The 23,748-nt window shown below is 62.6% G+C and carries 22 protein-coding genes and 1 pseudogene; 13 read left to right on the forward strand and 10 right to left on the reverse strand.

Annotated features, from left to right (window positions below; translation table 11 throughout):
* Positions 1-23: 23 nt before the first annotated feature.
* The gene (locus tag ACQZ5H_RS06405; protein ID WP_449097078.1) at positions 24-3,425 is read right to left on the reverse strand and encodes a YhdP family protein; all 3,402 of its coding nucleotides are present in this window, start codon (positions 3,423-3,425) and stop codon (positions 24-26) included.
* A 117-nt stretch (positions 3,426-3,542) separates the two neighbouring features.
* Between ACQZ5H_RS06405 and ACQZ5H_RS06410 the strand changes: the two genes are divergently transcribed.
* The 5 genes from ACQZ5H_RS06410 to ACQZ5H_RS06430 all read left to right on the forward strand — a co-directional run bounded on the left by ACQZ5H_RS06410 (position 3,543) and on the right by ACQZ5H_RS06430 (position 8,323).
* Positions 3,543-4,016 carry a peroxiredoxin gene (locus ACQZ5H_RS06410; RefSeq protein WP_199629576.1) on the forward strand — a complete coding sequence of 158 codons (474 nt, stop codon included), beginning with the start codon at positions 3,543-3,545 and terminating at the stop codon, positions 4,014-4,016.
* Positions 4,013-4,837 (forward strand): ferritin-like domain-containing protein, encoded by an 825-nt coding sequence (locus tag ACQZ5H_RS06415; RefSeq protein ID WP_112716415.1) that lies wholly within the window; start codon positions 4,013-4,015, stop codon positions 4,835-4,837. Before ACQZ5H_RS06410 ends, ACQZ5H_RS06415 begins: the two co-directional genes overlap by 4 nt.
* Before the next feature lie 101 nt (positions 4,838-4,938).
* Positions 4,939-6,246 (forward strand): M23 family metallopeptidase, encoded by a 1,308-nt coding sequence (locus tag ACQZ5H_RS06420; RefSeq protein WP_449097079.1) that lies wholly within the window; start codon positions 4,939-4,941, stop codon positions 6,244-6,246.
* Positions 6,247-6,403: 157 nt separating this feature from the next.
* Positions 6,404-7,894 (forward strand): DEAD/DEAH box helicase, encoded by a 1,491-nt coding sequence (locus ACQZ5H_RS06425; RefSeq protein ID WP_112716419.1) that lies wholly within the window; start codon positions 6,404-6,406, stop codon positions 7,892-7,894.
* A 6-nt stretch (positions 7,895-7,900) separates the two neighbouring features.
* Positions 7,901-8,323: an NUDIX domain-containing protein gene (locus ACQZ5H_RS06430; RefSeq protein WP_449097080.1), complete on the forward strand. Its 423-nt coding sequence runs from the start codon at positions 7,901-7,903 to the stop codon at positions 8,321-8,323.
* On the opposite strand, the gene ACQZ5H_RS06435 is transcribed toward ACQZ5H_RS06430, so the two are convergent.
* The 7 genes from ACQZ5H_RS06435 to ACQZ5H_RS06465 are packed head-to-tail and all read right to left on the reverse strand — an operon-like array spanning position 8,324 to position 14,018.
* Positions 8,324-8,641 (reverse strand): TfoX/Sxy family protein, encoded by a 318-nt coding sequence (locus ACQZ5H_RS06435; RefSeq protein ID WP_449097081.1) that lies wholly within the window; start codon positions 8,639-8,641, stop codon positions 8,324-8,326.
* A 1-nt stretch (position 8,642) separates the two neighbouring features.
* The gene (locus ACQZ5H_RS06440) at positions 8,643-10,277 is read right to left on the reverse strand and encodes an NTP transferase domain-containing protein (RefSeq protein WP_449097082.1); all 1,635 of its coding nucleotides are present in this window, start codon (positions 10,275-10,277) and stop codon (positions 8,643-8,645) included.
* Positions 10,274-10,981: an XdhC family protein gene (locus tag ACQZ5H_RS06445; RefSeq protein WP_413709570.1), complete on the reverse strand. Its 708-nt coding sequence runs from the start codon at positions 10,979-10,981 to the stop codon at positions 10,274-10,276. The genes ACQZ5H_RS06440 and ACQZ5H_RS06445 overlap by 4 nt, the downstream gene beginning before the upstream one ends.
* Positions 10,981-11,310 carry an XdhC family protein gene (locus tag ACQZ5H_RS06450; RefSeq protein ID WP_130278239.1) on the reverse strand — a complete coding sequence of 110 codons (330 nt, stop codon included), beginning with the start codon at positions 11,308-11,310 and terminating at the stop codon, positions 10,981-10,983. Before ACQZ5H_RS06450 ends, ACQZ5H_RS06445 begins: the two co-directional genes overlap by 1 nt.
* Positions 11,307-12,569: a vWA domain-containing protein gene (locus tag ACQZ5H_RS06455; RefSeq protein WP_449097083.1), complete on the reverse strand. Its 1,263-nt coding sequence runs from the start codon at positions 12,567-12,569 to the stop codon at positions 11,307-11,309. Before ACQZ5H_RS06455 ends, ACQZ5H_RS06450 begins: the two co-directional genes overlap by 4 nt.
* Positions 12,570-12,572: 3 nt before the next feature.
* Entirely contained in the window at positions 12,573-13,502 is a 930-nt protein-coding gene (locus ACQZ5H_RS06460; protein ID WP_449097084.1) for an AAA family ATPase, read from the reverse strand.
* 21 nt (positions 13,503-13,523) lie between these two features.
* A complete protein-coding gene (locus tag ACQZ5H_RS06465; protein ID WP_112716435.1) occupies positions 13,524-14,018 on the reverse strand; it encodes a flavin reductase in 495 nt (164 codons plus the stop codon).
* Positions 14,019-14,189: 171 nt separating this feature from the next.
* Between ACQZ5H_RS06465 and ACQZ5H_RS06470 the strand changes: the two genes are divergently transcribed.
* The 4 genes from ACQZ5H_RS06470 to purB all read left to right on the forward strand — a co-directional run bounded on the left by ACQZ5H_RS06470 (position 14,190) and on the right by purB (position 17,912).
* Complete coding sequence (locus ACQZ5H_RS06470; RefSeq protein ID WP_449097085.1) at positions 14,190-15,266, forward strand: branched-chain amino acid ABC transporter substrate-binding protein; 1,077 nt, start codon at positions 14,190-14,192, stop codon at positions 15,264-15,266.
* 87 nt (positions 15,267-15,353) lie between these two features.
* Positions 15,354-16,031: a ribulose-phosphate 3-epimerase gene (rpe, locus tag ACQZ5H_RS06475; RefSeq protein WP_112716439.1), complete on the forward strand. Its 678-nt coding sequence runs from the start codon at positions 15,354-15,356 to the stop codon at positions 16,029-16,031.
* Positions 16,032-16,059: 28 nt separating this feature from the next.
* Positions 16,060-16,545 carry a hypothetical protein gene (locus ACQZ5H_RS06480; RefSeq protein ID WP_199629565.1) on the forward strand — a complete coding sequence of 162 codons (486 nt, stop codon included), beginning with the start codon at positions 16,060-16,062 and terminating at the stop codon, positions 16,543-16,545.
* 65 nt (positions 16,546-16,610) lie between these two features.
* The gene (purB, locus tag ACQZ5H_RS06485; RefSeq protein WP_449097086.1) at positions 16,611-17,912 is read left to right on the forward strand and encodes an adenylosuccinate lyase; all 1,302 of its coding nucleotides are present in this window, start codon (positions 16,611-16,613) and stop codon (positions 17,910-17,912) included.
* Positions 17,913-18,135: 223 nt separating this feature from the next.
* Here purB and ACQZ5H_RS06490 read toward each other — a convergent pair.
* A pseudogene (locus tag ACQZ5H_RS06490) lies at positions 18,136-18,499 on the reverse strand (low affinity iron permease family protein); the annotation flags it as partial.
* A 75-nt stretch (positions 18,500-18,574) separates the two neighbouring features.
* Entirely contained in the window at positions 18,575-19,372 is a 798-nt protein-coding gene (locus ACQZ5H_RS06495; protein WP_449097087.1) for a DUF2189 domain-containing protein, read from the reverse strand.
* A 117-nt stretch (positions 19,373-19,489) separates the two neighbouring features.
* Here ACQZ5H_RS06495 and ACQZ5H_RS06500 point away from each other — a divergent pair, with 117 nt between their 5' ends.
* From ACQZ5H_RS06500 to purS, 4 genes are all read left to right on the forward strand, one after another.
* The gene (locus ACQZ5H_RS06500) at positions 19,490-20,092 is read left to right on the forward strand and encodes an RBBP9/YdeN family alpha/beta hydrolase (protein WP_449097316.1); all 603 of its coding nucleotides are present in this window, start codon (positions 19,490-19,492) and stop codon (positions 20,090-20,092) included.
* Between the two features lie 162 nt (positions 20,093-20,254).
* A complete protein-coding gene (locus ACQZ5H_RS06505) occupies positions 20,255-22,477 on the forward strand; it encodes a sensor domain-containing protein (RefSeq protein WP_449097317.1) in 2,223 nt (740 codons plus the stop codon).
* Between the two features lie 228 nt (positions 22,478-22,705).
* Entirely contained in the window at positions 22,706-23,470 is a 765-nt protein-coding gene (gene purC, locus ACQZ5H_RS06510; RefSeq protein WP_112716451.1) for a phosphoribosylaminoimidazolesuccinocarboxamide synthase, read from the forward strand.
* 17 nt (positions 23,471-23,487) lie between these two features.
* Positions 23,488-23,730 (forward strand): phosphoribosylformylglycinamidine synthase subunit PurS, encoded by a 243-nt coding sequence (gene purS, locus ACQZ5H_RS06515; RefSeq protein WP_112716453.1) that lies wholly within the window; start codon positions 23,488-23,490, stop codon positions 23,728-23,730.
* The last annotated feature ends 18 nt before the right edge of the window (positions 23,731-23,748 follow it).

Below are 23,748 nucleotides of genomic sequence, written 5' to 3' on the forward strand. Positions count from 1 at the left end.
AAGCCGGCCTCGCGCCGGCTTTTTTATTGGAACTCGAAGATGTTGCGGAAGACGCCCGGGGCGATGATCGACAGCGGGTTGATCTGCAGGTTCGGCTTGTCGAACTTGCCGGTCAGCTTGAAGGTGATGCCGATCAGGCCGCGGTCGGTACCGTTGCCCAGAATGATGCCAATGACCGGCAGTTCGGCGAATAGCCGGTTCAGACCGTAAGCCGGCATGAAGGTGCCGGTCATGTCCATGTTGCCCTTGGCATCGCGGATCACGCCCTGGAAGGTCGCGCCGATCTGCTCGCCGCGCACCACGCCGTTCTCGATGGTGACGGTACCGCCCTGCGAGACGATACGGGCAAAGCCGCGCTGGAAGCGCTGCGCCGACGTATCGATCTCGCGCTTCACGGCAGCATTCAGGCTTCGCTGATCCTTGCCGACGGGGGTTGCCACGATCGACCGCAGCCTGTCTTCGTTGACGATCTGGAAGCGGCGCACATCCGCCGAGCCGTCCCAACCGCGCGGGCCGAAACGTACGGTCATGTTGAGCAGACCGCCGCGCATATGCTTGTAGAAATCGGCAAAGCGCGACACCGATCCCGCGTCACCGGTGGTGATGTTGAGCACGCGCCCGTCCTTCATCTGCGTCACGACGGCCTCGCCGCTGTCGGTGACACCGGAGAGGTTCAGCACCTGCAATTCGCCGTCGCGCATCATGTAGAGCGCATCGAGGCCGCGCACGCGTTCGTCGTTGAAGCCGACGATCTGGCCGAGCTTGGCGCGCACGGTGATATCACCGCCCTTGCTGTCGCCGCCGCCATCGTCGCCGCTGCCGTTCTGGCCGTTTTTCAGCCGCGCCAGGATCGGCCGTGCATCGGCCGTATCGCCAGAGACAGAAACGTCGAAAACGCCCTTGCTGCGGCGGATCGAGATGGCGAAATCGTCGAGCGACGAGAGTTTCACGCTATCGAAATCGGCAGATGTCAGCCCGCCCTTCGCGACGTTCAGCGATCCGCTGGCACCAAAGCCGTCGCCCTTGAGCTTGAAATTCTTGACCTGCGTGTTGTCTGCAGGACCGGAGACCTCGAACGTCGCCTCTGCTGGAATGCCGCTGCCCTTCGCCCAGCCGACCCACGGCAACTGCAGGGCGGCGCGCGACAGGTCTAGATCGACGGACTGCCGCTCTTCGTCGATCCGCGTCAGCTCGACCTTGATGCTGCCGTCGATGATATCCGACAGGCCCGGCAGCAGCTTCTCGCGCTGGTCGTTGGTCAGCGTCGCCGTTATGACGCGCTGCGGGGTGATGCCCGAATTCTTCTCGACCGGTTCCAGCAGCGAAATCTCCGCCGGCACACCATCGATCTGCCCCTTGCCGTCGAGCGTCACCTGCTTCGGATCGGCATTCAGCGTCCCGTCCAGATTGGTGATCTTGCGCCCGGAGATCGGCTTGCCGACATCGACGCCGGAAAGCTGCATCGAAGCCTTCCAGTCCGGCGGCGGTGGATTCTGGGCGCTGACCAGGCCGAAGCGAGCCTGCACGGTGGCATTGATCTTGCCGCTCAGGTCCTGTGGCGCCAACCCGGCGCGCTGCAGCACCTGGATCGGCTTGTAGGTGAGAAGCTCACCCACGGCGTCAGCTGAGCCAGATATGCCGAGCTGCATCTCCGCCATCAGCGGCTTGTCATAGGTCGACGGCAGCACGAAGCTGCCAGCACCAAGATTGACCGAACGCCCAGAGGCAAAGAACGACGTGCCGCTCTTGATCGAGATCGTCGCCCGCGGCCCCTTCAGGTCGAAATGCGCCGAAGTATCGCGGATCGGCGGGATTTCGCCGGCGACATTCATCCGGGCATTGGCAATATCGAAGGCGATCTTGATCTGGTTCTCGTCGAGCTTCAGCCCCTTGCCGACGGCCTCATCGAGGCGTCCGAAGGGAATGAAGACGGAAATCGAGGCGTCAGCGACCGTGCCGCCGAACAGGTTCTTCAGCACCCAGTCGCGGGCCTTCGGCGCCATCCAGAACGGCCAGAGCTGCTTGATCGCCGCCGTCTGCAATTGCTGCGACTGGCCGACGAAGCTGATCTCCGGCGAAACGTCGCCGAATTTCGCATGCAGCGACCCATAGAGCTGTCCGAGCGGTGTCGATACCGTGATACCGGGGAACTGCAGCTCTTTGGTCGCGACCATGAAGCGGCCGCTCGTCTGGATATCGAACGGCACCGGCTGCTCGCCGGATCCGAGGGGAGAGGCGCTGCCGCCGCTGACGAGGAGATCGATGCCGAAGCCCTTGCCGGCTGTCGGATCCAGCCGGTCGAGGTCGATCAGGCCGCCGTTGAAGGGAACGGTTGTCGCGCCGAATTGCCCCTGCGACCGGGCGATCTCGATCGTTTCCTTCTTGAAATCGTAATTCAGATTGATCTGGCCGCCACTCAACTGCTGCTGGTCACCATCGACATAGATCAGCCCCGGCGCCAGCGTCACGCCGGTCGTCAACGACGGATCGGTGCCCTCGCCGTCCCTGACAGCCGAAATGTTGATATCGGCGAAAGCGTTGATTCCCTGGCGGATCTCACCCAGCACGTTTCGCTTGATGGCAAACGGCGTCAGGTCGGCATGGCTGAGCTTGGCGGTGAAGCGCTGGGTCTTCTCGCCCAGCCTTTCCGCCTGAACGTCGAGCGTCGCCGGCTGGCCGTTGATGGCGATTTCGCCGGTCAGCTGCAGCGAATGATCGGTCGGCCGGGCAAAGACGAGATCGTCGATGACGAGCGACACCGGCCCGTTCGCCGTATCCGCCAGCTTGACGTTGATTCCCGAGATGCGAACGCTGTCCGTGCCGCCGCGCTGGGCGAAACTGTCGAACAGGTCGAGATGCGAGAATGCCGATTCGAGCGCTTGGGGCACTTCGTCGACGCGAAGATTGTCGAGCTTGATGGGATTGCCGGCGGGCAGCAGCGCCGTATCAAGCGCGATATCCTCCGCCTCGACATCGGTGATGGCGATCCGCCCGCGAAACAGCGCCAGCGGATCGAGCGCCATGCGCATCGCTTCGACGGTCGACAGATGTTCGCCGCTCTGCTGATCGATCAGGTTGACGTTGCGGCCCTCCAGCGCCAGCCGCAGGCCGGAGGTGAAGCGCACCACCGTCGAGCCGACTTCGGCCTTGTAGCGCGGCCCCATCGCGTTGTTCAGCGCCATCTGCGCCTGCTTCGACAGCGCCGTATCGATCATGCCGCTTTCGATCACGCCGACGATCGCGGCAATGATGACGAAGAGGAGAGCGAAGCAGGCGCCGGTCCAGCCGGCGGTGCGCCGCAGCCGCGAGCGCGGCGGCGGGCAATGCACGATCATAGGATCCTCGGCTTGCGCCGAGGGGAGTTCATGCAAAGCGACGATGTCTTTCTTGCGAAACGTAACCTTTTCGCCGCGGATGGCCGACATACGCCTTGGGTAACTCCTTGAATTCTTATTTTCCGGTCTAGCTCGCCGGATACTCGCCCAATATATATCGGCCAGGTTCAGTGTCACTCATAAACCCGGCAAAAGAAAGGTTTCCACATGGCGGATATCGGTATCGGCGCCGAAGCCCCGGACTTCAACCTCCCGCGTGATGGCGGCGGCCGCGTATCGCTGACGGAATTCAAAGGCAAGCCTCTGGTTCTGTTCTTCTATCCCAAGGATGACACGGCAGGCTGCACGGCCGAATCGATCGGCTTCACCGAGCTCGCCGCCGAGTTTGAAAAGGCAGGTGCGGCGCTCGTCGGCATGTCGCCTGATTCGGTCAAATGCCACGACCGTTTCATCAAGAAACATAACCTTGCCGTCGCGCTCGCATCGGATGAAGAAAAGACCGTGCTGCAAGCCTATGGCGTTTGGAAGCAAAAGAGCATGTACGGCCGCACCTATATGGGCGTCGAGCGCACGACCTTCCTGATCCGCGCCGACGGCACGATCGCCACCATCTGGCAGAAGGTCAAGGTTCCCGGCCACGCCGAGGCCGTTCTGAAGGCCGTGCTGGACCTCGCGGCATGACCGCTTTGCAGATGACATCGCTGAGAGGTGGCGCGATCGACGCCATCCGCTCAGCCGATCTCGATCGCAAGACGGCGCTTGCCCAGGAAGCCGCCACCCGCTGGTTCGCCCGCAAGATATCGCTGCGCTCGCCGCTCGATGCCGCACTTCCGGAGCGGCCCGGCCGCCCTGAAAAGCCGGCGCTCGTGCCGCCTACTCAAGTTCAGAAGCGCTCGCTGCATACCGTCCACGGCCGCATCGCGCTGCTGCATGCAATCGCCCATATCGAGCTCAATGCCGTCGATCTCGCGCTCGACATCGTCGCCCGCTTCGCCACAGAGCCAGTACCGAACTCCTTCTTCGACGGCTGGATGCAAGTAGCTTTTGAGGAGGCCAAGCATTTCCGCATGGTGCGCGACCGCCTGCGCGATCTCGGCGCCGATTATGGCGACATGCCCGCCCATGACGGTCTCTGGCAGGCGGCGCACTCGACCCGCAACGATCTGACGGCGCGGCTCGCCGTCGTCCCGCTCATCCTCGAGGCCCGCGGACTTGACGTGACGCCATCGCTGCAGGCGAAGATGCGCGAGACCGGCGATCTCGACAGTGCTGCCGTGCTCGACGTGATCTACAATGACGAGAAAGGCCATGTGGCGATCGGCGCCAAATGGTTCCGCTTTCTCTGCGCCCGCGAGCGCCGCGATCCCGCGCAGACCTTCAGGGAACTGGTGCGCGCAAACTTTCGCGGCCCGCTGAAACCGCCCTTCAATGATCTCGCACGCGCCGAAGCCGGCCTCACGCCATCCTTCTACCGGTCATTGACATCGACAAGCAATGCGTAACCATTGCGTGCACTCACATTAACGAAAGAAGCAATTTATTAACCTTAACAGTGTGTAATCAACCCAATCGAGGCACGGGCGCATCAATTGGGAGATTCTCCGTGACGCATGCACAGCACCAGCGCGTATTCGGCAAGCGTTCACAGGAACATATCCTCATTCTCGCCAGTGGCGACAAGGTCCGTCACATGACGGTCAAGCCCTGGATGGCGGCCCTCGCCTTCTGCTTCGTAGGCGTCTTTGCCATCGGCTATCTCCTTGCCACTTCCTATCTGGTGCTCCGCGACGACCTGATCGGCGCCACCATGGCCCGCCAGGCCCGCATGCAGCATGATTATGAGGATCGCATTGCCGCGCTCCGCGCCCAGGTCGATCGCGTCACCTCCCGCCAGCTGCTCGATCAGCAGGTCGTCGAGGACAAGGTCGACAAGCTGATGGAACAGCAGATGGCGCTGACCTCGCGCCACGGCAAGCTCGGCTCGCTGCTCGACCGCGCTGAAAGCTCCGGCCTGACCGGCAAGGAAGAACCGGCGCCTGCCGCGCAATCCTTCGCTCCCGATGCCAAGGACAAGCGGGCCTCGCTCTCCGGCGGCGCGGAAGCCATCAACAAGCTGCTGACCGGCAATAGCGAACCGGCCGATGCGACGCCTGACAACACCACGCTCGCTTACGTTCCCGCCCCTGAAACCGTCGGCGATCGCGCCGACCGTCTGTTTTCCAAGGTGACGCTGTCGCTGAAAGGCGTCGAAGAAGACCAGCGCTCGCGGGTCGATCAGCTGACGGCAGACGCGGGCGACGCCGCCGATGCCATTTCCACCGTCCTGAACCGCTTCAGCATTCAGGTGCCGCAGCAGACGGCAAAGGCCGATGACGACAGCGCCGTCGGCGGCCCCTATGTCGAGCCCGAGAGCGACGACGATTTCAACAATTCGCTGGCACAGCTCGATACGGCGCTGACGCGCCTCGAGGCCGTGCGCAATACCGCCGAATCCCTGCCCTTCCGCAATCCCGGCATCGGCAAGGACATTACCAGCCCCTTCGGCAACCGCCGTGACCCGTTCCTGGGCCGGCTTGCCCTGCATTCCGGCATCGATTTCCGCTTCGCCCCCGGCGAAAAGGTTCGCCCGACCGCGCCCGGCAAGGTCATCAATGCCGGCTGGACCGGCGGCTACGGCAACATGGTCGAGGTCGATCACGGCAACGGCATTTCCACCCGCTACGGCCACATGTCGCAAATTCTGGTGAAGGTTGGCGATAGCGTTGATCGCGGCGATGTCATCGGTCTTGCCGGCAGTACGGGCCGCTCGACGGGCACGCATCTGCACTACGAAGTACGCCAGAACGGCCGGGCCGTTGATCCGATGTATTTCATGAATGCAGGGTTGAAGCTTGCGACCTATATAAAATAACCAAACGCAGTAACCACAGCTTTACCTGTGCAAGGGCTGCAAGGCCCGTATTCCTTGACTTGCAAGCCGTTTGGGAATATGTCGCGCTGCATTGCGGCATGCAATCCCGCCGACTCAGCCAGAGTTCGGCCGAACCTGAACGGAAATAGTTTTCCCTTTGACGACATTTGCTGATCTTGGCCTGAGCCAAAAAGTGCTTTCCGCCGTTACCGACGCCGGCTACACGACCCCAACCCCTATTCAGGCGGGCGCGATCCCGTTTGCCCTGCAGCGCCGCGATATTTGCGGCATCGCGCAGACGGGTACGGGCAAGACGGCGTCCTTCGTTCTGCCAATGTTGTCGCTGCTGGAAAAAGGCCGCGCCCGCGCTCGCATGCCCCGTACGCTGATCCTGGAGCCGACGCGAGAACTCGCGGCCCAGGTTGCAGAAAACTTCGAAAAGTACGGCAAGAACCACCGCCTCAACGTGGCCCTGCTGATCGGCGGCGTGTCCTTCGAAGACCAGGACCGCAAGCTTGAGCGTGGCGCAGACGTTCTGATCTGCACGCCCGGCCGCCTGCTCGACCATTTCGAGCGTGGAAAGCTCCTGATGTCCGCAGTCGAGATCTTCGTCATCGACGAAGCCGACCGCATGCTCGACATGGGCTTCATCCCGGATATCGAGCGCATCGCCAAGCTGATCCCGTTCACGCGCCAGACGCTGTTCTTCTCGGCCACCATGCCGCCGGAAATCCAGAAGCTCGCGGACCGCTTCCTGCAGAACCCGGAACGTGTCGAAGTCGCAAAGCCGGCATCGGCTTCCAAGACCATTACCCAGCGCTTCGTTGCCACCCATGGCAAGGACTACGAAAAGCGCGCCACCCTGCGTGATCTCATCCGCGCCCAGGAAGACCTGAAGAACGCGATCATCTTCTGCAACCGCAAGAAGGATGTCGCTGATCTCTTCCGCTCGTTGGAACGCCACGGCTTTTCCGTCGGTGCCCTGCACGGCGACATGGACCAGCGTTCGCGGACGACAATGCTGCAGAATTTCCGCGACGGCCAGCTCCAGCTTCTGGTAGCCTCCGACGTGGCTGCTCGTGGCCTCGACATTCCTGACGTGAGCCACGTTTTCAACTTCGACGTACCGATCCATTCGGAAGACTATGTCCACCGCATCGGCCGTACCGGCCGTGCGGGCCGCACCGGTGCCGCGTTCACGCTGGTGACCAAGCGCGACACGAAGTTTTCCGATGCGATCGAAAAGCTGATCGGCGAGAAAGTCGAGTGGCTGAACGGCGATCTCAACGCCCTGCCTCCCGCTGAGGAAAGCAAGGAAAGCGATCGTCCTCGCCGCAACGGCCGTGATCGTGACAGGGACCGTGGCCGCGGCAAGGATCGCCGTGGTCATAAATCTGATATCGCCGCGGAAGATAATGCCGCCGAAGTCGTTGAAGCAGCAGCACCAGCAAAGGTCGAAAGCGTGAAGCAAGAGCGCAAAGCAGAAAACAAGCAGCAGAACAACGCGCGCCACGCTCGCCCTTACCCGGCAAACGACGACTCCCGCGATCGCCGCCGCTATCGCGATCACGATGACGGCCCGACTCCGGTCGGTTTCGGTGACGACATTCCGGCGTTCATGCTGATTGCAGCCGGCGCCAAGGCCTGATCCCTTATGGGAAAGCCGGGCATCGACTTCCCAGGCCTCGGTGTAGGCCTGGTGATTGTGCGTGACGGAAAAATTCTGCTCTACAAGCGCGTCAAGCCGCCGGAACCGGGCCACTGGAGCATTCCGGGCGGCAAGGTCGACTTCATGGAGAAGGCGGCAGACGCCGCACGCCGCGAAGCGGAAGAAGAAACCGGCCTTGCGATCGGCAAGGTCAGGCTTCTCGGCCCATCGGAAGTCCTGAGCGCCGCCGACAAGCAGCACTGGATTTCACTCCTCTATCTGGCGGAAAGCTTCGAGGGCGAACCTCAGCTGACCGAGCCGGACAAGCTCACCGATTTCGGCTGGTTCGGCTTGGGCGAGTTGCCGCAGCCTTTGTCGGAATTTGCCGCAGCCGCAATCGCGCTGCTTCCCGACGCAGCAATCTCCTGATCATTCGGCCCGCAGCGCCGCCTCATAGGCAAGCCTGACCCATTTCGCCATCTCGTCCGGATCGTCATAGGCATTCTCGGGGATCGACCAGTAGGGCATCTTCACCGGATTGCCCTTCTTGCCCTCGTAGGACCATTGGATGGCGCCGGCATCTGCAAATTCCGGCGCGCTCTTCTCGTCGGCCTTCAGGAGCATTTCATCGCGCAGCTCGATCGCGACGATCCGGCCAAGGTGATAGATCCCCTTGCCGCCGAACATCCGCTTGATGGTAACAGGGCCGAGCCCATGAAACATTTCCTCGATCGCCGCCGTATCCATTCTATCCCCTCAAAACGCCACCGGCCGCCAGAACGGCCTCGGGCGTATCCACGTCCAGGTGCGCCGCATCGCCGATATCGACATCGATCACCGGCAGCCCCGATGTCTCGATGATATGCCGCGCCCCGACATCGCCTTCAAGCCGCATCACGGCATCGCCGAGCGATCGCGGAAGAATGACCGGGTTGCCGCGCTTGCCGCGAGAGACGGCACGGACGATCGCCCGCCCGGAAGCCGCACGGAAGGCCGCGATCAGCATGTCGAGATCGGCGGACGTCACGCCTGGCATATCGGCGAGCATGACGAGAACGCCATCCGCATCACGCGCAGACGAGGCCGAAAATCCGGAGATCAGCGAGCTTGCCATGCCGGATGCATAATCCGGGTTCTCGACTGCCGTGACAGCCAATCCGGAGAGCGCAGCCTCGATCTCGCCCCGCCGGTGACCGGTCACGACGATCACCGATGCCGCGTCGGCAGCGAGCGCAGTCTCCGCAGTGCGACGCACCAGCGGCTCGCCATCGAATTCGGCCAGCAGCTTGTGCGCGCCGCCCTCGCCCATCCGGCTGGCTTTGCCGGCAGCCAGGATGACGGCTGCAACCGTCACCGGCAGGTGACGCTCCTCGGCGCTGTCGCGTGGCCGCGGCCGTGTCTCGATCTCCATCAGCAGTCCTCCGACGCCCATGCCCGTCAGATCGCGCGCATCGGGCTTTTCGCCTGCCAGGATGCGATCCAGCACCCAGTCAAAGCCGTTTTCTTTCGGGCTCCGCGCGCAGCCAGGCGCCCCCACGACATAGGTCTCGCCGATCCGCCCGAGCACCATCAGGTTGCCGGGATCGACCGGCATCCCGACGCTGAGGATCTCGCCGCCCGCCTGCCGGATCGCCGCAGGGATCACATCGTCCTCATCGATCACCGCCGAGGCCCCAAAGACGATCACAAGCTTCGGCAAGCGATCAGTGGCGCTCATGGCCTCGCTGATTGCAACGGCAACGGCATCCCTCCGGTGCGCCACACGCTGCTCGCGGACCAGCCGATTGCCGGATGCCGCAAGCCGATGCGCCAGAATGCGCGCCGTCTTGTCCATGACCGCAGGCTTCAGCGATGGCAGTTCGGTGGCGACAAGCGACACCGCGTAGTCGGCAAAGGGCTTGACCTCGAAAGCCACGGCCGCCCTCAAAGCCTCGCACGCTGCCTCTACCTTGCGGCCCGGCACAGCCAGCGGAATGATCTTGAACGTCGCAACCATATCGCCCGCCCGCACGCGTGCATGGTCGGCGAGACAGGCAAGCGTGATCGCCGGATCGATGCGGTTGACGCGATCGACGACATCGCGGTCGGCGACGAAGAGCCCGTCAGCCGCTGCATAGACATTCACCCGCCCCGTCGCAGCCTCGGAGAAGCGCAGGTGATCCGGCGCGATCGCTGCTGCAAGCTGCCGGGCGGCCTCGTCCTCGCTGAGATCCCCGTCCTCGATCCGCGCTGCGGTGACGCTGGCGACACCGGCACCAGTGAGCGCCTCGATATCCGCCGACGACACGCGGTGCCCCTTGTGCAAGGTCCGCTCCGGCAATTTCACCGCATGTGCGAGCATCAGCCCTTCAGCACCGGCCACCGGAAATTCGCCGAACTTCATCGCATGTCACCCTTCGGCGACACGACATCGCGCGAGCGCAACGCCTCGATGATCTGCGCCAGAATTGCAACGGCGATTTCCGCGGGACTGGCGGCGCCGATATGGAGCCCGATCGGTCCGTTGATGCGTGCTAGCGCCTCATCTGGAAAGCCCTCGGCCTTCAGCCGCTCGATACGCGACGCATGGGTCTTCCGGCTACCGAGCGCCCCGACATAGAAACAGCCTCGGCGCAGCGCCTCTGCAATCGGGAAGTCGTCGATCTTCGGATCGTGCGTCACCGCGACCAGCGCCGTATAGGCGTCGAGCGGCTTGTCCTTCAAGACGTCGATGGGCCAATCGGCCGTGAGATCGATCCCGGCGAAACGCTCCGGCGTCGCGAAGGCCGTCCTGGGATCGATGATCCTGACGTCAAAGCCTGCAAGCGCCGCCATCTGCGCAAGCACCTGGCTGATATGGACCGCACCGATGATGACGATGGCGGCCGGTGGCAGATGGACATTGAGGAAGTAGCGCCCGCCATCAGCCTCGATCACACCGGAGCGCCCGGAGCGAAAGGCCGTAGCCACCGCCTCGCCAAGCGCCCCATCGATCTGATCACCTTCCGCAACGACGCTCGCCCGGCCACCACCGAGATCCGTGACCAGGACGGCCGCGATCCGCGCCTGCCGGCAGGCATTCAGCCTCTCGAGCGTCGCAAGCTCCATCAGCCGAGCCTTTCCACATAGACGCGGATGCGCCCGCCGCAGGAAAGCCCGACACGCCATGCCGTCTCGTCGGCAACGCCGAATTCGAGCATCTTTGGCTCACCGCTGCCGATGACATCGAGCGCTTCAGTGATGACCGCGCCTTCGACGCAGCCGCCGGAAACCGATCCTTCGAAATTCCCGTCGGCATCGATCACCAGATGACTGCCGGCCGGGCGCGGCGCAGACCCCCATGTCTCGATGACGGTAGCGATCGCCACATCGCGGCCGCTCTTCCTCCAGGCTTCCGCCGTCACCAGCGGATCGAGGCCGATAGACGTTTCGCTCATGCCGGGCCTCTCAATCGCTCCAGATAGCGCCGCGGTTCGTAGGTACCGGCGCGTCCGGAACCGAGCGCCGCAGCAAGGTCGCTCAAGGAAGATAGATTGTGAACCGGCCGGAATTCGTCAACATGCGGCAGCATGGCGCGAACGCCGCGCGCCCGCGGCTCGAATCCGTCGAAGCGCAGCAGCGGGTTGAGCCAGATCAGCCGCCGGCAGGAGCGGTGCAATCGGTCCATTTCGGCCGAAAGCTGCTCGACGCCCTCGCGCTCCAGCCCATCGGTGATCAGCAGCACCACGGCGCCCTGCCCCAGTACACGCCGGCCCCAGAGCCGGTTGAACTCGTGCAGCGTTTCCCCGATCCGCGTTCCTCCCGACCAGTCGTTGACGGCAGCCGCGCATTCGTCCAGCGCCTGATCCGGATCCTTGTTGCGCATCTGCCGCGTCACATTGGTGAGCCGCGTCCCGAACAGAAAGGTGCTGACGCGGCGCCGCCGCTCCGTCAGCACATGCAGGAAATGCAGGAAGATCCGCGTGTACTGGCTCATGGAGCCCGAGATATCCGCAAGCACCACCAAGGGCGGCTGTATCTCCTTGCGCTCGCGGTAGCGCGGCAGGATCAGCGACCCGCCGGTGCGAAGTGCGGCACGCATCGTTGCACGGGGATCGACCGTCGCGTGGCGATGCGATGGCTTGAATCTCCTGGTGGTGACACGGTCGAGCGGCAGCTGCAGCCGCGACAGCTCCTTCTTGGCGAGCGCCATCTCCGCCGCCGACATCTGCGCAAAATCCATGCGCCGGATGATCTCGTTGCCCGAGGTCGTGAAACGCGCGTCGATCTCGATATCGGGCTCTTCACGCGGCGGTTTATCGGGGCGGCGGTCGCCGAGCAACGCATCGCTGGCGCGCGTCTCGCCGGGCTTCTGCATTTCCTTCTCCCGCGTATCCGGCGCCCGCGGCGACATCATCGCGATCATCTTCTCGACGAGATTTCGGGAGCGCCAAAAGAGCCGGAATGCCTCGTCGAAGACGGCAGCATCCTCGTGCCGCTTGACGAAGACGGCCGAAAGCGCCGCATGAAACTCGTCGCGCGATCCCATGCCGATGGCTTCGACCGCCTCGATGGCGTCGGCAATCGCCGCGGGGCCAACCTTCAGTCCCGCCTTGCGCAGCGTCCGTCCGAAGAAAACGATATTATCGGCAAACCGGCCGTCACCCAGCGGAAGCGGCGGAACGACGATACCATCTTCAGCCTTTCCGCCCTGCATCGCCTATCCCGCTGCCCGCAACTCGTCCTGCACGTCTTTCAGCACCCGCGCGCCCTCCCCGCCCTGGATGCGGGCGATGTCGTCCTGATATTTCAGCAACGTTCCGATCGTGTCGGAAATGGTCTCGGGATCGAGTGCCAGCCGGTCGAGCTCGGTCAGCGCCGTCGCCCAATCGATGGTCTCGGCGACACCGGGGTTCTTGAAGAGATCGAGCGTCCTCAGGCGCTGCACATAAGCAACGATTTCGCGCGACAGCGTCTCGTTGCAGTGAGGCACCTTGCGGCGGATGATCTCCAGCTCCTGCTGCGCCTGCGGATAATCGACCCAATGGTAGAGGCACCGCCGCTTCAGCGCGTCATGCACCTCGCGCGTCCGGTTGGTGGTAATGATCACGATCGGCGGCTCGGCGGCCTTGATCGTCCCGAGCTCAGGAATAGTCACCTGAAAATCCGAGAGCACTTCAAGGAGGAACGCTTCGAAGGCCTCGTCGGTGCGGTCGAGCTCATCGATCAGGAACACCGGGGCACGGCCATTTTCGGAGGACAAAGCCTGCAGCACCGGACGTCGGATGAGATAGCGCTCGGAAAAAATATCGGATTCGATCCGTCCGCGATCCGTCAGACCCGATGCTTCGGCCAGCCGAATCTCGAGCATCTGTGCCGGGTAGTTCCACTCGTAGACCGCAGAGGCGACATCCAGCCCCTCGTAACATTGCAACCGGATCAGCGGGCGCCCGAGCGCCTTTGACAGAACCTTGGCGATCTCGGTCTTGCCGACGCCCGCCTCGCCCTCGAGAAACAAGGGCCGCTTCATTCTCAACGCCAGGAAAAGCACGGTGCCGAGCGCCCGGCCCGCAAGATAGTCCTGCTCGCCGAGCAGCGCGATCGTCTCGTCGATCGACTGCGGCAGAAGCGGCGCGGTCTGATCAGCCATGTCTCCTCCCTTTTGGGGAAGTTATAGCGTGTGATAGTCACGGTTCATATAGAGGAGCGCCGGTTTTGTTTCGTCGAAGCGGACGCCGACGACCTCCCCGAAGATGACGTGATGCGTCGACATCTCCTTGATTTCCATGACGCGGCAATCGAAGGAGGCCAGGCTGTCGGAAAGCACCGGCGCACCGGTTACCAGCTTCTCGAACTTGCCGGTCGCGAACCGCTCTTCGTTGCTGAGCTGCGTCCGGCCGGAAAACGCATCGGCCAGCCCCTGGTGATGGGCGCCGAGCGTATTCAGAGCGAAGATGCCGCTGCGGAAGAAGATCTCGTTCTTCGGGTTGGAATTGTTGAGGCAGACCAGCACGCAGGCCGGGCTGTCGGAGACCGAGCAGGCGGCGGTGATCGTCACGCCCCGCACCTGATCGCCAAGCGCCGTCGTCACGAGCTGCACGTGGCCGCCGAAACGGCTCATGGCATCACGATAAAGCTTGGGATCGATCGGCTGTCTGCTCAACAAAAGGTGTCTCCCGCGGCCTCGCCGCTTGTTGTTCTTCCGCTAATATGGCGGTCATCGGTTACCTTTTCTACAATGAACGCGACGAAATGCTGCCTATTCCGCTGTTTTTCTTTGACGATTACCAATCGCCGGATAAAAGGGCATGAAGAAGGTCAGGAGCCGGCGACTTTTATGAATATTCTGCGTGGCATAGCTGCTGTTTCGATGCTGCTGATGGCGGCATCGGCGGGCCATGCAGCCGGCGTGACGATCGGCGTCGTCGCCCCACAGGGCGGTAGCCTGCAGCAGCTCGGCACCCAGGTTTTCGCCGGCGCCAATTTTCAGATCACCAGGGACGGCAATACCTTCGTCGCGATCAACGAGAGCTGCGAGGAAAACAGCGGCGGAGCGCTCGCCGACCAGCTGATCAGTGCCAAGGTGCAGATCGCCATCGGTTTCCTCTGCAGTGAGACGCTGGAAGGCGCCCTGCCGAAGCTGAAGGACGCCAATATCCCGGCAATCACCATCTCCGCGCGCTCGCGCATCCTGATGGAGGATTCGCTGAAAAACGGCTGGCCGCTTTTCCGCCTTGGTCCGCCCGATGGCGCCGAGGCCGCCAAGATCATCGAGGTCATTCTCCGCGACTGGGCAGCAGCCCCGATCGCTCTCATCGAGGACGGCACCATCCATGGCCGCGAACTGACCGAAGCCGTCCGCAACGCGCTGGAGCAGAACGGGCTAAAGCCTGCCTTCACTGACACCTACAGGCCAGGCCAGGAACAGCAGATTGCCCTCGTTCGCCGCCTGAAGCGCGCCGGCGCCACCAAAGTCTTCGTCGGCGGCGACCGATCCGACGTCGCGATCATCGCCCGCGATGCGGCAGCCGAAAAGATCCCGCTCGATATTCTCGGCGGCGATGCGATGCGCGCCGCCAATCAGCCGCTAGCACTGACAGATGGCGTGCGTGCCGTCGCAATCCCGGAATATGCGAACCAGCCGGAAGCCCGCGATACCGTGCAGGCAATGCGCGCTGAAGGCATCGAGCCGGAAGGCTACGTGCTTCCCGCCGCCGCAGCCGCGGCGATCGCCCAACAGGCGGTAACGGCAGCAAACGGCAAGCCGCTTGCCGATGTCCTGACCGGCACGAATTTCATGACCCCGATCGGCCCCGTCACCTTCGGCGCCAATCACGAACTGACGGACAACCCCTACCGCCTGCAGGAATGGCGCAACGGCACCTTCCAGATCCTCGGCACCGCCTCGGAGTGAGGCTGCGTCATCGCGCTGCGATCAGTTGCCCGCTGCGCCGCGCACTGCTAAATCCGCGGCGAGCATCTTAACGAGAGAGAGTTCCATATGACGCTGCCGATCCGCATCGCCCCCTCCGTCCTCGCCGCCGACTTCGCCAAGCTCGGCCAGGAAGTCCGAGACGTGACCGCGGCCGGTGCCGACTGGATCCACCTCGACGTCATGGACGGCCATTTCGTCCCGAACATCTCCTTCGGCCCCGATGTCATCAAGTCCGTCCGCTCCTATACGGATGCGACCTTCGACTGCCATCTGATGATCTCGCCGGTCGATGCTTACCTCGAAGCCTTCGCCAAGGCCGGTTGCGACCGCATCACCGTTCATGCGGAGTCCGGCCCGCACCTGCACCGCTCGCTGCAGACCGTCCGCAATCTCGGCAAGAAGGTCGGCGTCACCCTTAACCCGGCAACGCCGCTCTCCGTCATCGAGAACGTGCTGGATGATATCGACCTCATCCTCATCATGTCGGTCAATCCAGGTTTCGGCGGCCAGAAATTCATTCCTGCCATGGCCGGCAAGATCGCCGCCGCCAAATCGCTGATCGGTGACAGGCCGATCGAACTGCAGGTCGATGGCGGTGTTACGCTCGAAACCGCCCCGATCGTTGGCAAAGCCGGCGCCAACGTCCTCGTCGCGGGATCGGCGATCTTCAAGGCGGGATCGCTGGAAGGCTACCGCGCCGAGATCGACGGCCTGCGCCGCGCTGCCGAAGCCGGCCGCGCATGATCCGGTCCGTCCGGGGTTCGCTCTGACGATGGAACGCTTGCGCGCCGCCAAACCGCCCGCCGCCGATTTCTTCGCAGGCGCCCTCCTCTGGGCCCTGATGATGACGGCGTCGGCAATGGCGGCGCTCTATGCCCGAAACCGCTTCGAAACCAGCCACCTGGCTGAACTGGCGCTGCTCTATTTCTTCGGCGGCCTGTTCGCCTGGCCCTTCATGCTGCCGCTCGCCCGCTTCTTCGCCTGGCAGCGCCCGGTCGAGACGCGCTTTGCCGCCTTCTTCGCCTGCCTGACGGCCGGTACCATCCTGATGACGGCCTTCCTGTTCTCGATGGATTACCGCATCTTCTATTCGCGCTGGCATGCGCCTTTCGGCAGCGTCATCTGGATTTTCGAGTTCATCTTCACCGGCGCCAATGCCGTCTACCAGTTTGCGGTGCTCGGCGTTCGCCTGTTTCTGCCCTTCGGCCTCGTCTGCCTGCTGGCCACCAGTTTGGTGCTTGCGAAACGCATGCGTTGAGATTGCCGCGCGTCTTTGCTACAGGGGCGCCAGCAAGTTTTACCTCCCAACGAAAGCAGTGAGCCATGATCCCGCGTTACTCCCGCCCAGAGATGGTCGCCATCTGGTCGCCCGAAACCAAGTTCCGCATCTGGTTCGAAATCGAAGCCTATGCCTGCGATGCACTGGCCGAGCTCGGCGTCATCCCGAAGGAAGCTGCCAAGACCATCTGGGAAAAGGGCAGCGCCGCGAACTTCGACGTCGCCCGCATCGACGAGATCGAAGCCGTCACCAAGCATGACGTCATCGCCTTCCTGACTCATCTCGCCGAATTCGTCGGCCCCGACAGCCGCTTCGTGCACCAGGGCATGACCTCGTCCGACGTTCTCGACACGACGCTCAACGTGCAGCTGGTGCGCGCTGCCGATATCCTGCTTGCCGGCGTCGATCGCGTTCTCGCAGCGCTGAAGACCCGCGCTTTCGAGCACAAGGACACCGTCCGCATCGGCCGCAGCCACGGCATCCATGCCGAGCCGACGACGATGGGCCTGACGCTTGCCCGCTTCTATGCCGAGATGGACCGCAACCGCGCCCGCCTCGTCGCTGCCCGCGCCGAAATCGCAACGGGCGCGATCTCGGGTGCCGTCGGCACCTTCGCCAATATCGATCCGCGCGTCGAAGAGCATGTCTGCGCCAAGCTCGGCCTCACCCCGGAGCCGGTCTCCACGCAGGTCATCCCGCGTGACCGCCACGCCATGTTCTTCGCAACGCTCGGCGTCATCGCCTCGTCGATCGAGAACATCGCCATTGAATTCCGCCACATGCAGCGCACCGAAGTGCTGGAAGCCGAAGAATTCTTCTCGCCGGGCCAGAAGGGCTCGTCGGCCATGCCGCACAAGCGCAACCCGGTCCTGACCGAAAACCTGACTGGCCTGTCGCGCCTCGTGCGCATGTCGGTTGTCCCCGCCATGGAAAACGTCGCCCTCTGGCATGAGCGCGATATCAGCCACTCGAGCGTCGAGCGTGCCATCGGCCCGGACACGACGATCACCCTCGACTTCGCGCTGAACCGCCTCGCTGGCGTCGTCGAGAAGCTGGTTATCTATCCCGAGAACATGGAAAAGAACCTCAACAAGTTCCGCGGCCTCGTGCACTCCCAGCGCGTTCTCCTGGCGCTGACCCAGGCCGGCGTGTCCCGCGAAGACGCCTACCGCCTCGTGCAGCGCAACGCCATGAAGGTCTGGGAACAGGGCAAGGACTTCCTCGAAGAGCTGCTGGCCGACCAGGAAGTGCGCGCCGCGCTCTCCGAAGCCGATATCCGCGAGAAGTTCGACCTTGGCTACCACACCAAGCATGTCGACACGATCTTCAAGCGCGTCTTCGGCTGATTGCCGGTCACAGGACAATGAAACGGCGCCTCAGGGCGCCGTTTTTGTTTTCTGCTTGCGCGGCTTGGGTTTCGCGGCTGTCGCCTTCTGCGGAGTGGCCTTGCGCCGTGCCGCAGGCTTATCGTCGCCTGGCTGATCTTCAGCTCGGCGGCCGCCCGGGCGCGTTTGTTGCCCTTCTGCCTCCTCGGCTCGTCCGCCAGCGCCACGTCGCCATTGGTCTGATTTGTCCGCCCCTTCGCTGCCTTGGCAACCAGCCGGTCCAGATGCTTCAGATCGTCTTCATCGAGATTCTCGATGCCGATGAAGCGATTTTCGGCATGGCTGGTCAGGATGATTTCATCGAGCTTCGCCTGAATGGCGCGGGTATCACGGGTCTGCGCGTTCTGCAGCACAAAGACCATCAGGAAGGTGACGATTGTCGTGCCGGTATTGATCACCAGCTGCCACGTCTCCGAATAATCGAAGACGGGCCCGAGTGCGGCCCATATCAGGACGGAAATGACAGCGAGAACGAAGGTGACCGGCGCACCTGCCAGCTCCGACACCTTCGTTGCGAAATGCGCGAAAAGCTTCTTCGCACCTTCCATGAGTTGCCTCCCTCAAAGACATGACAAAACAACTCTGAGAGAGGCAGCAAAGTTCCGGTACGCTTGCTGACAGGCTTATGCCGGTCCGATCAGCTTGCGATAGAGGTGCCAGGTCGCATGGCCGAGGATCGGCATCACCAGCGCCAGGCCGGCAAAGAGCGGGATGCTACCGATCACCAGCAGCGCGGCGATGATGAAGCCCCACACCAGTACCGGAATGGGATTGGTCAGCGTGGCGCGGATCGAGGCGCTCATCGCCGCGACAAGCCCGACATCCCGGTCAAGCAGCATCGGGAACGTCACCAGCGTCGTTGCCAGCACGATCACTGCGAAGGCGAGGCCGAGCAGATTGCCCCACATCATCAGCTGCATGCCCTCAGGCGTGCCAAAGATCTGCGCGGTGAACGTATCGATCGACCGCGGGAAGACGTCGCCGAAGAGGTTGCTATAGAGCGTCTGCGCTGCCACCAGCCAGACAACGAAGAAGGCGAACAGCAGTAGGCCGCCGGCAATGATTGACGGCAGCGCCGGCGAATGGCGTACGTCGAACGCATGCCGCCAGGACGTGTCCTCGCCCATCTCGCGCCGCTTGCTGATCTCATAGAGGCCGATCGCTGCGATCGGGCCGATCAGCGCGAAGCCCGAGATCAACGGAAAGATCATAGGAAGCAGATTGGCACTCGATGTCGCAACCGCCAGGAACACGCCGGCAATCGGATACATCAGACACAGGAAGACATAGTGAGACGGCTTCTCGCGAAAATCGTCCAGGCCGCGCCTGAGCGCGTCGAACACATCGTCAATGCTGATCTTGTTGATGGCGGGATGCGCGTAGGCTTCGCCTGCTCCCGTCATGACATGAAATGCCGTCATGGCTTTCTCCTCCGTGAGCCGTTCATCCGGCGGCGGAAAAAGCATCGGCTTTGAACAGGCCGACACGAAATCCGCAACCGGCAATGGCCAAGAATAACAAATTTGACCGCCCGTGTCCTGCTTTCCCTTGACAGAACGTTCAAGCCTTCTCACATCGGCGGCATCATGAAAGCCTCAGACGCAGATATTCTCATCATCCCCGGCTACACCAATTCCGGTCCCGATCACTGGCAGACCCGCTGGGAAGCCAAGCTGAGCACGGCGCGCCGTGTCGAGCAGGCCGAATGGTCGAAGCCGGTCCGCGACGATTGGATCGCCCGCATCGCCGAGGAGGTCAACGCCTCGACGCGCCCGGTCGTGTTGGTCGCCCACTCGCTCGGCATCCCCTCGACGATCCACGCGATCCCGCATTTCAAGAACAAAGTTGCCGGCGCCTTCCTCGTGGCACCGCCCGATGTTGCAAATCCGGAAATCCGCCCGAAGCATCTGATGACCTTCGGCCCCTATCCGCGCGATCCGCTGCCCTTCCCGGCGATCACCGTCGCCAGCCGCAACGATCCCTTCGGCACCTACGAACATGCCGATGACATCGCCGCAAGCTGGGGTTCGCTGCTGATCGACGCCGGCGAATCCGGTCATATCAATTCGGAGTCCGGCCACGGTCCCTGGCCCGAAGGCACGATGGTCTTTGCCCAGTTTCTCTCGAAGCTGAAGCCGTAAAGCCCTGCCTCCCCTCTAAAATTTGGGGTTTAATAGTTATTTTAGCGAAGACATGGATAATGCGCGCAATCAGCAGATCGAGTGCGCGCATTGAAGCAATCCAGCAAAGACCCTAAGGCGAAGACCGCGGCACAGCAGGCCAAGCCCGACGAGAAACGGCGGCTGGAAATCCACGACACGCCTGATCTTGCAGAGCGCGAGAGCCGTTGGAACTACGCGCTAATCGGCTCGGGTCTCGGCGTCTGGGATCACAATCACCGCGCCGGCACCAAATACTACTCAGAGACCTGGAAAGAAATCCGCGGCATGGGCCCGGATGAGAGCGCCGACGGCGACTACGAAGAATGGCTGGCGCTTCTCCACCCTGACGATCGCGACTTCGTCATCGAGGCGATCGACAAGCAGATCGCCGGCGATCCCGATTTTCAGGTCTTCGAATATCGCGAACGCCACAAGGACGGCCACTGGGTCTGGATCGAATGCCGCGGCGCCTGTGTCGAATGGGACGAGAACGGCAACCCCGCCCGCATCGTCGGTACTGACACCGATATCACCGCCCGAAAGCGCGCCGAGGAAATGCTGGAGCACCTCTCCCGCCGCCTCGATCTGGCGCTCGACATCACCCGCATCGGCGTTTTCGAAGCCGATCTCGAGGCCGATGCCGTCGAATGGGACGACCGTCTGCTGGCCATGTACGGGCTCGAAGGCACGTCGCGCGTCAAACCCGGCGAAGCCTGGGAAAAGATGCTGCACCCTGATGACCGCGTCCGCGCGCTCTCCCGCCTCGACGAGAGCCTCGACAAGGACCAGGGTCTGCTGCACGAATTCCGCATCATTCGGGCCGATGGCATCGAGCGCGTCATCCGCGCCCGCTCGGCGTTTTTCGTCGATGCCGAAGGCAAGCGGAAGCTGATCGGCGCCAATTGGGACGTCACCGAAGAGGTCAAGCTCCGCAACGATCTGCAGAATGCCAAGAACCTCGCCGAGGCGCGCAACCAGGAACTTGAGGCCGCCAAGGAAAGCATCGAGCATCTGGCGCTTCACGACTACCTGACCGGCCTGCCGAACCGCCGCTATCTCGACCGCACCCTGGAAGAGCGCGCCGAGGAATGCCGCAACGGCAGCCTGACGCTCGCCGTCCTGCATATCGATCTCGACCGCTTCAAACAGATCAACGACACGCTCGGCCACCGCGCTGGTGACGCGATGCTGAAACACGCAGCAAAGGTCCTGAAGGATTGCGTCCGCTCGACCGATTTCGTCGCTCGTATCGGCGGCGATGAATTCGTCGTCCTCTGCGCCATCGACAGCGGCACCAAAAAACTGTCGAACATGGCCGCCCGCATCATCCGCGAACTCTCCAAGCCGATCCGCTACGAGGGACACGAATGCCGCTTCGGCGCGAGCATCGGCATTGCCGCCGATAGCGGCGCCGATCTCGATGCCAAGCAACTGCTGCTGAACGCCGATATCGCGCTCTACCGCGCCAAGGGTGCCGGCCGTAACCGGCATGAATTCTTCTCCAAGGACGCCCGCCGCAGCATCATTGCCGCAAAGCGCCTTGCCGACGAGATCCTGCAGGGCCTGGAACGCCACGAATTCGTGCCGGTCTACCAGCTGCAGTTCAATGCCCGGACACTTGAAGTCGCCGGCGTCGAAACGCTTGCCCGCTGGCAGCATCCCGAACACGGCCTGATGGCGCCGGATCGCTTCCTGAAGATCGCCGAGGACCTCGACGTCGTCTCGACGATCGACGGCCTCATCCTCGAGCACGCGCTTGCCGACCGCGCCGCCTGGGCCAAGCAGGGCTTTCGGACACCGAAAATCTCGGTCAACGTTTCCTCCGGCCGCCTCAACGACCCGACGCTCGGCAAGAAATTGAAGGCGCTGAAGGTCGAGCCCGGCACCCTCTCCTTCGAGCTCCTGGAATCGATCTCGCTCGACGACTGCGACGACGCGGTCACCGCCAATCTGAGGCAGATTCGCCGCCTTGGCATCGACATCGAGATCGATGACTTCGGCACCGGCCACGCCTCGATCGTCAGCCTGCTGAAGCTCAGCCCGCGCACCCTGAAGATCGATCGCGAGCTCATCCGCATGCTGCCGCAGTCCGCCGAACAGCGCAAACTGGTGCGCTCGATCATCGATATCGGCCGCTCGCTGAACATCCTGGTCACCGCCGAGGGCGTCGAGACCATGGATCACGTCCGCATCCTCGCCGATCTCGGCTGCGACGTCCTCCAGGGCTATGCGCTGGCACGTCCGATGCCCGCGGCGCAGGTCCCGGCCTATGTCCAGGCGGCAAGCTGGCGTCATCCGGAAGGCGGCGCACGCGCGCTGCAAAGCGGCCTCAGCCGCGAGATCAAGCGCAACGGCACCAAATAAGCCTGCATAACCGGCCCGCCACGCGGCTTTGATTTCCAACAGTCACCAAAACTCTGTAGGCTGATATCCGCAATATCTTCGATTCTCTCAGGCGGCATCCCTATATCTTGGGAATCCGGGGAAGGAGCTACTGGCGCATTGTGAAAGTCACTCTTTTCCTTTATGGGGACGCCACGAGATCGATCCACTGCGCTATCCCAAGAGCGCCAAGACAGAGAAAAGCTTAAAATGAACCGTCGCCGCCGTATCTACGAGGGCAAGGCCAAGATTCTATATGAGGGACCGGAACCGGGTACGTTGATCCAGTTCTTCAAGGATGATGCCACCGCCTTCAATAAGAAGAAGCATGAAGTTATCGACGGCAAGGGCGTTCTGAACAACCGCATTTGCGAGTTCATCTTCAACCATCTGAACAAGATCGGCATCCCGACGCATTTCATCCGCCGCCTCAACATGCGCGAGCAGTTGATCCGCGAAGTCGAGATGATCCCGCTCGAGATCGTCGTGCGCAACGTCGCCGCCGGCTCGCTCGCCAAGCGCCTCGGCATCGAGGAAGGCGTGGTCCTGCCGCGCTCGATCATCGAATTCTATTACAAGTCGGATTCGCTCGACGATCCGATGGTCTCCGAAGAACACATCACGGCATTCGGCTGGGCCAACCCTGCCGAGCTGGATGACATCATGGCGCTCGCCATCCGCGTCAACGACTTCATGACCGGCCTCTTCCTCGGCGTCGGCATCCAGCTCGTCGATTTCAAGATCGAATGCGGCCGCCTCTTCGAAGGCGACATGATGCGCATCATCCTCGCCGACGAAATCTCTCCGGACAGCTGCCGTCTGTGGGACATCGAGACCCGCGAAAAGATGGACAAGGACCGCTTCCGCCGTGATATGGGCGGATTGCTGGAAGCCTATTCCGAAGTCGCGCGGCGCCTCGGCATCATAAATGAAAACGAGCCCGTGCGCGGCACCGGGCCTGTATTGGTCAAGTAAGTCAGGGAAATCGGCAAGTGATCAAAGCTCGTGTAACCGTCACGCTCAAGAATGGCGTTCTCGACCCGCAGGGCAAGGCAATCGAAGGCGCCCTCGGCGGCCTCGGCTTTTCCGGCATCGGCCAGGTCCGCCAGGGCAAGGTCTTCGACCTGCAGCTCGAAGGCGCAGACAAGGCCAAGGCCGAATCCGACCTCAAGGCCATGTGCGAGAAACTCCTCGCCAACACGGTGATCGAGAACTATACTATTTCTCTCGACTGAAGGTTGTGGAGAATGCGC

The organism is Rhizobium sp. 21-4511-3d (genome assembly GCF_053522545.1).

Excerpts from the sequence above, each read along its gene's own strand:
- ACQZ5H_RS06405 (WP_449097078.1), bottom strand. The coding sequence starts at position 3,425 with ATGTCGGCCATCCGCGGCGAAAAGGTTACGTTTCGCAAGAAAGACATC.
- ACQZ5H_RS06410 (WP_199629576.1), top strand. The coding sequence starts at position 3,543 with ATGGCGGATATCGGTATCGGCGCCGAAGCCCCGGACTTCAACCTCCCG.
- ACQZ5H_RS06415 (WP_112716415.1), top strand. The coding sequence starts at position 4,013 with ATGACCGCTTTGCAGATGACATCGCTGAGAGGTGGCGCGATCGACGCC.
- ACQZ5H_RS06430 (WP_449097080.1), top strand. The coding sequence starts at position 7,901 with ATGGGAAAGCCGGGCATCGACTTCCCAGGCCTCGGTGTAGGCCTGGTG.
- ACQZ5H_RS06435 (WP_449097081.1), bottom strand. The coding sequence starts at position 8,641 with ATGGATACGGCGGCGATCGAGGAAATGTTTCATGGGCTCGGCCCTGTT.
- ACQZ5H_RS06440 (WP_449097082.1), bottom strand. The coding sequence starts at position 10,277 with ATGAAGTTCGGCGAATTTCCGGTGGCCGGTGCTGAAGGGCTGATGCTC.
- ACQZ5H_RS06445 (WP_413709570.1), bottom strand. The coding sequence starts at position 10,981 with ATGGAGCTTGCGACGCTCGAGAGGCTGAATGCCTGCCGGCAGGCGCGG.
- ACQZ5H_RS06450 (WP_130278239.1), bottom strand. The coding sequence starts at position 11,310 with ATGAGCGAAACGTCTATCGGCCTCGATCCGCTGGTGACGGCGGAAGCC.
- ACQZ5H_RS06455 (WP_449097083.1), bottom strand. The coding sequence starts at position 12,569 with ATGCAGGGCGGAAAGGCTGAAGATGGTATCGTCGTTCCGCCGCTTCCG.
- ACQZ5H_RS06460 (WP_449097084.1), bottom strand. The coding sequence starts at position 13,502 with ATGGCTGATCAGACCGCGCCGCTTCTGCCGCAGTCGATCGACGAGACG.
- ACQZ5H_RS06470 (WP_449097085.1), top strand. The coding sequence starts at position 14,190 with ATGAATATTCTGCGTGGCATAGCTGCTGTTTCGATGCTGCTGATGGCG.
- rpe (WP_112716439.1), top strand. The coding sequence starts at position 15,354 with ATGACGCTGCCGATCCGCATCGCCCCCTCCGTCCTCGCCGCCGACTTC.
- ACQZ5H_RS06480 (WP_199629565.1), top strand. The coding sequence starts at position 16,060 with ATGGAACGCTTGCGCGCCGCCAAACCGCCCGCCGCCGATTTCTTCGCA.
- purB (WP_449097086.1), top strand. The coding sequence starts at position 16,611 with ATGATCCCGCGTTACTCCCGCCCAGAGATGGTCGCCATCTGGTCGCCC.
- ACQZ5H_RS06495 (WP_449097087.1), bottom strand. The coding sequence starts at position 19,372 with ATGACGGCATTTCATGTCATGACGGGAGCAGGCGAAGCCTACGCGCAT.
- purC (WP_112716451.1), top strand. The coding sequence starts at position 22,706 with ATGAACCGTCGCCGCCGTATCTACGAGGGCAAGGCCAAGATTCTATAT.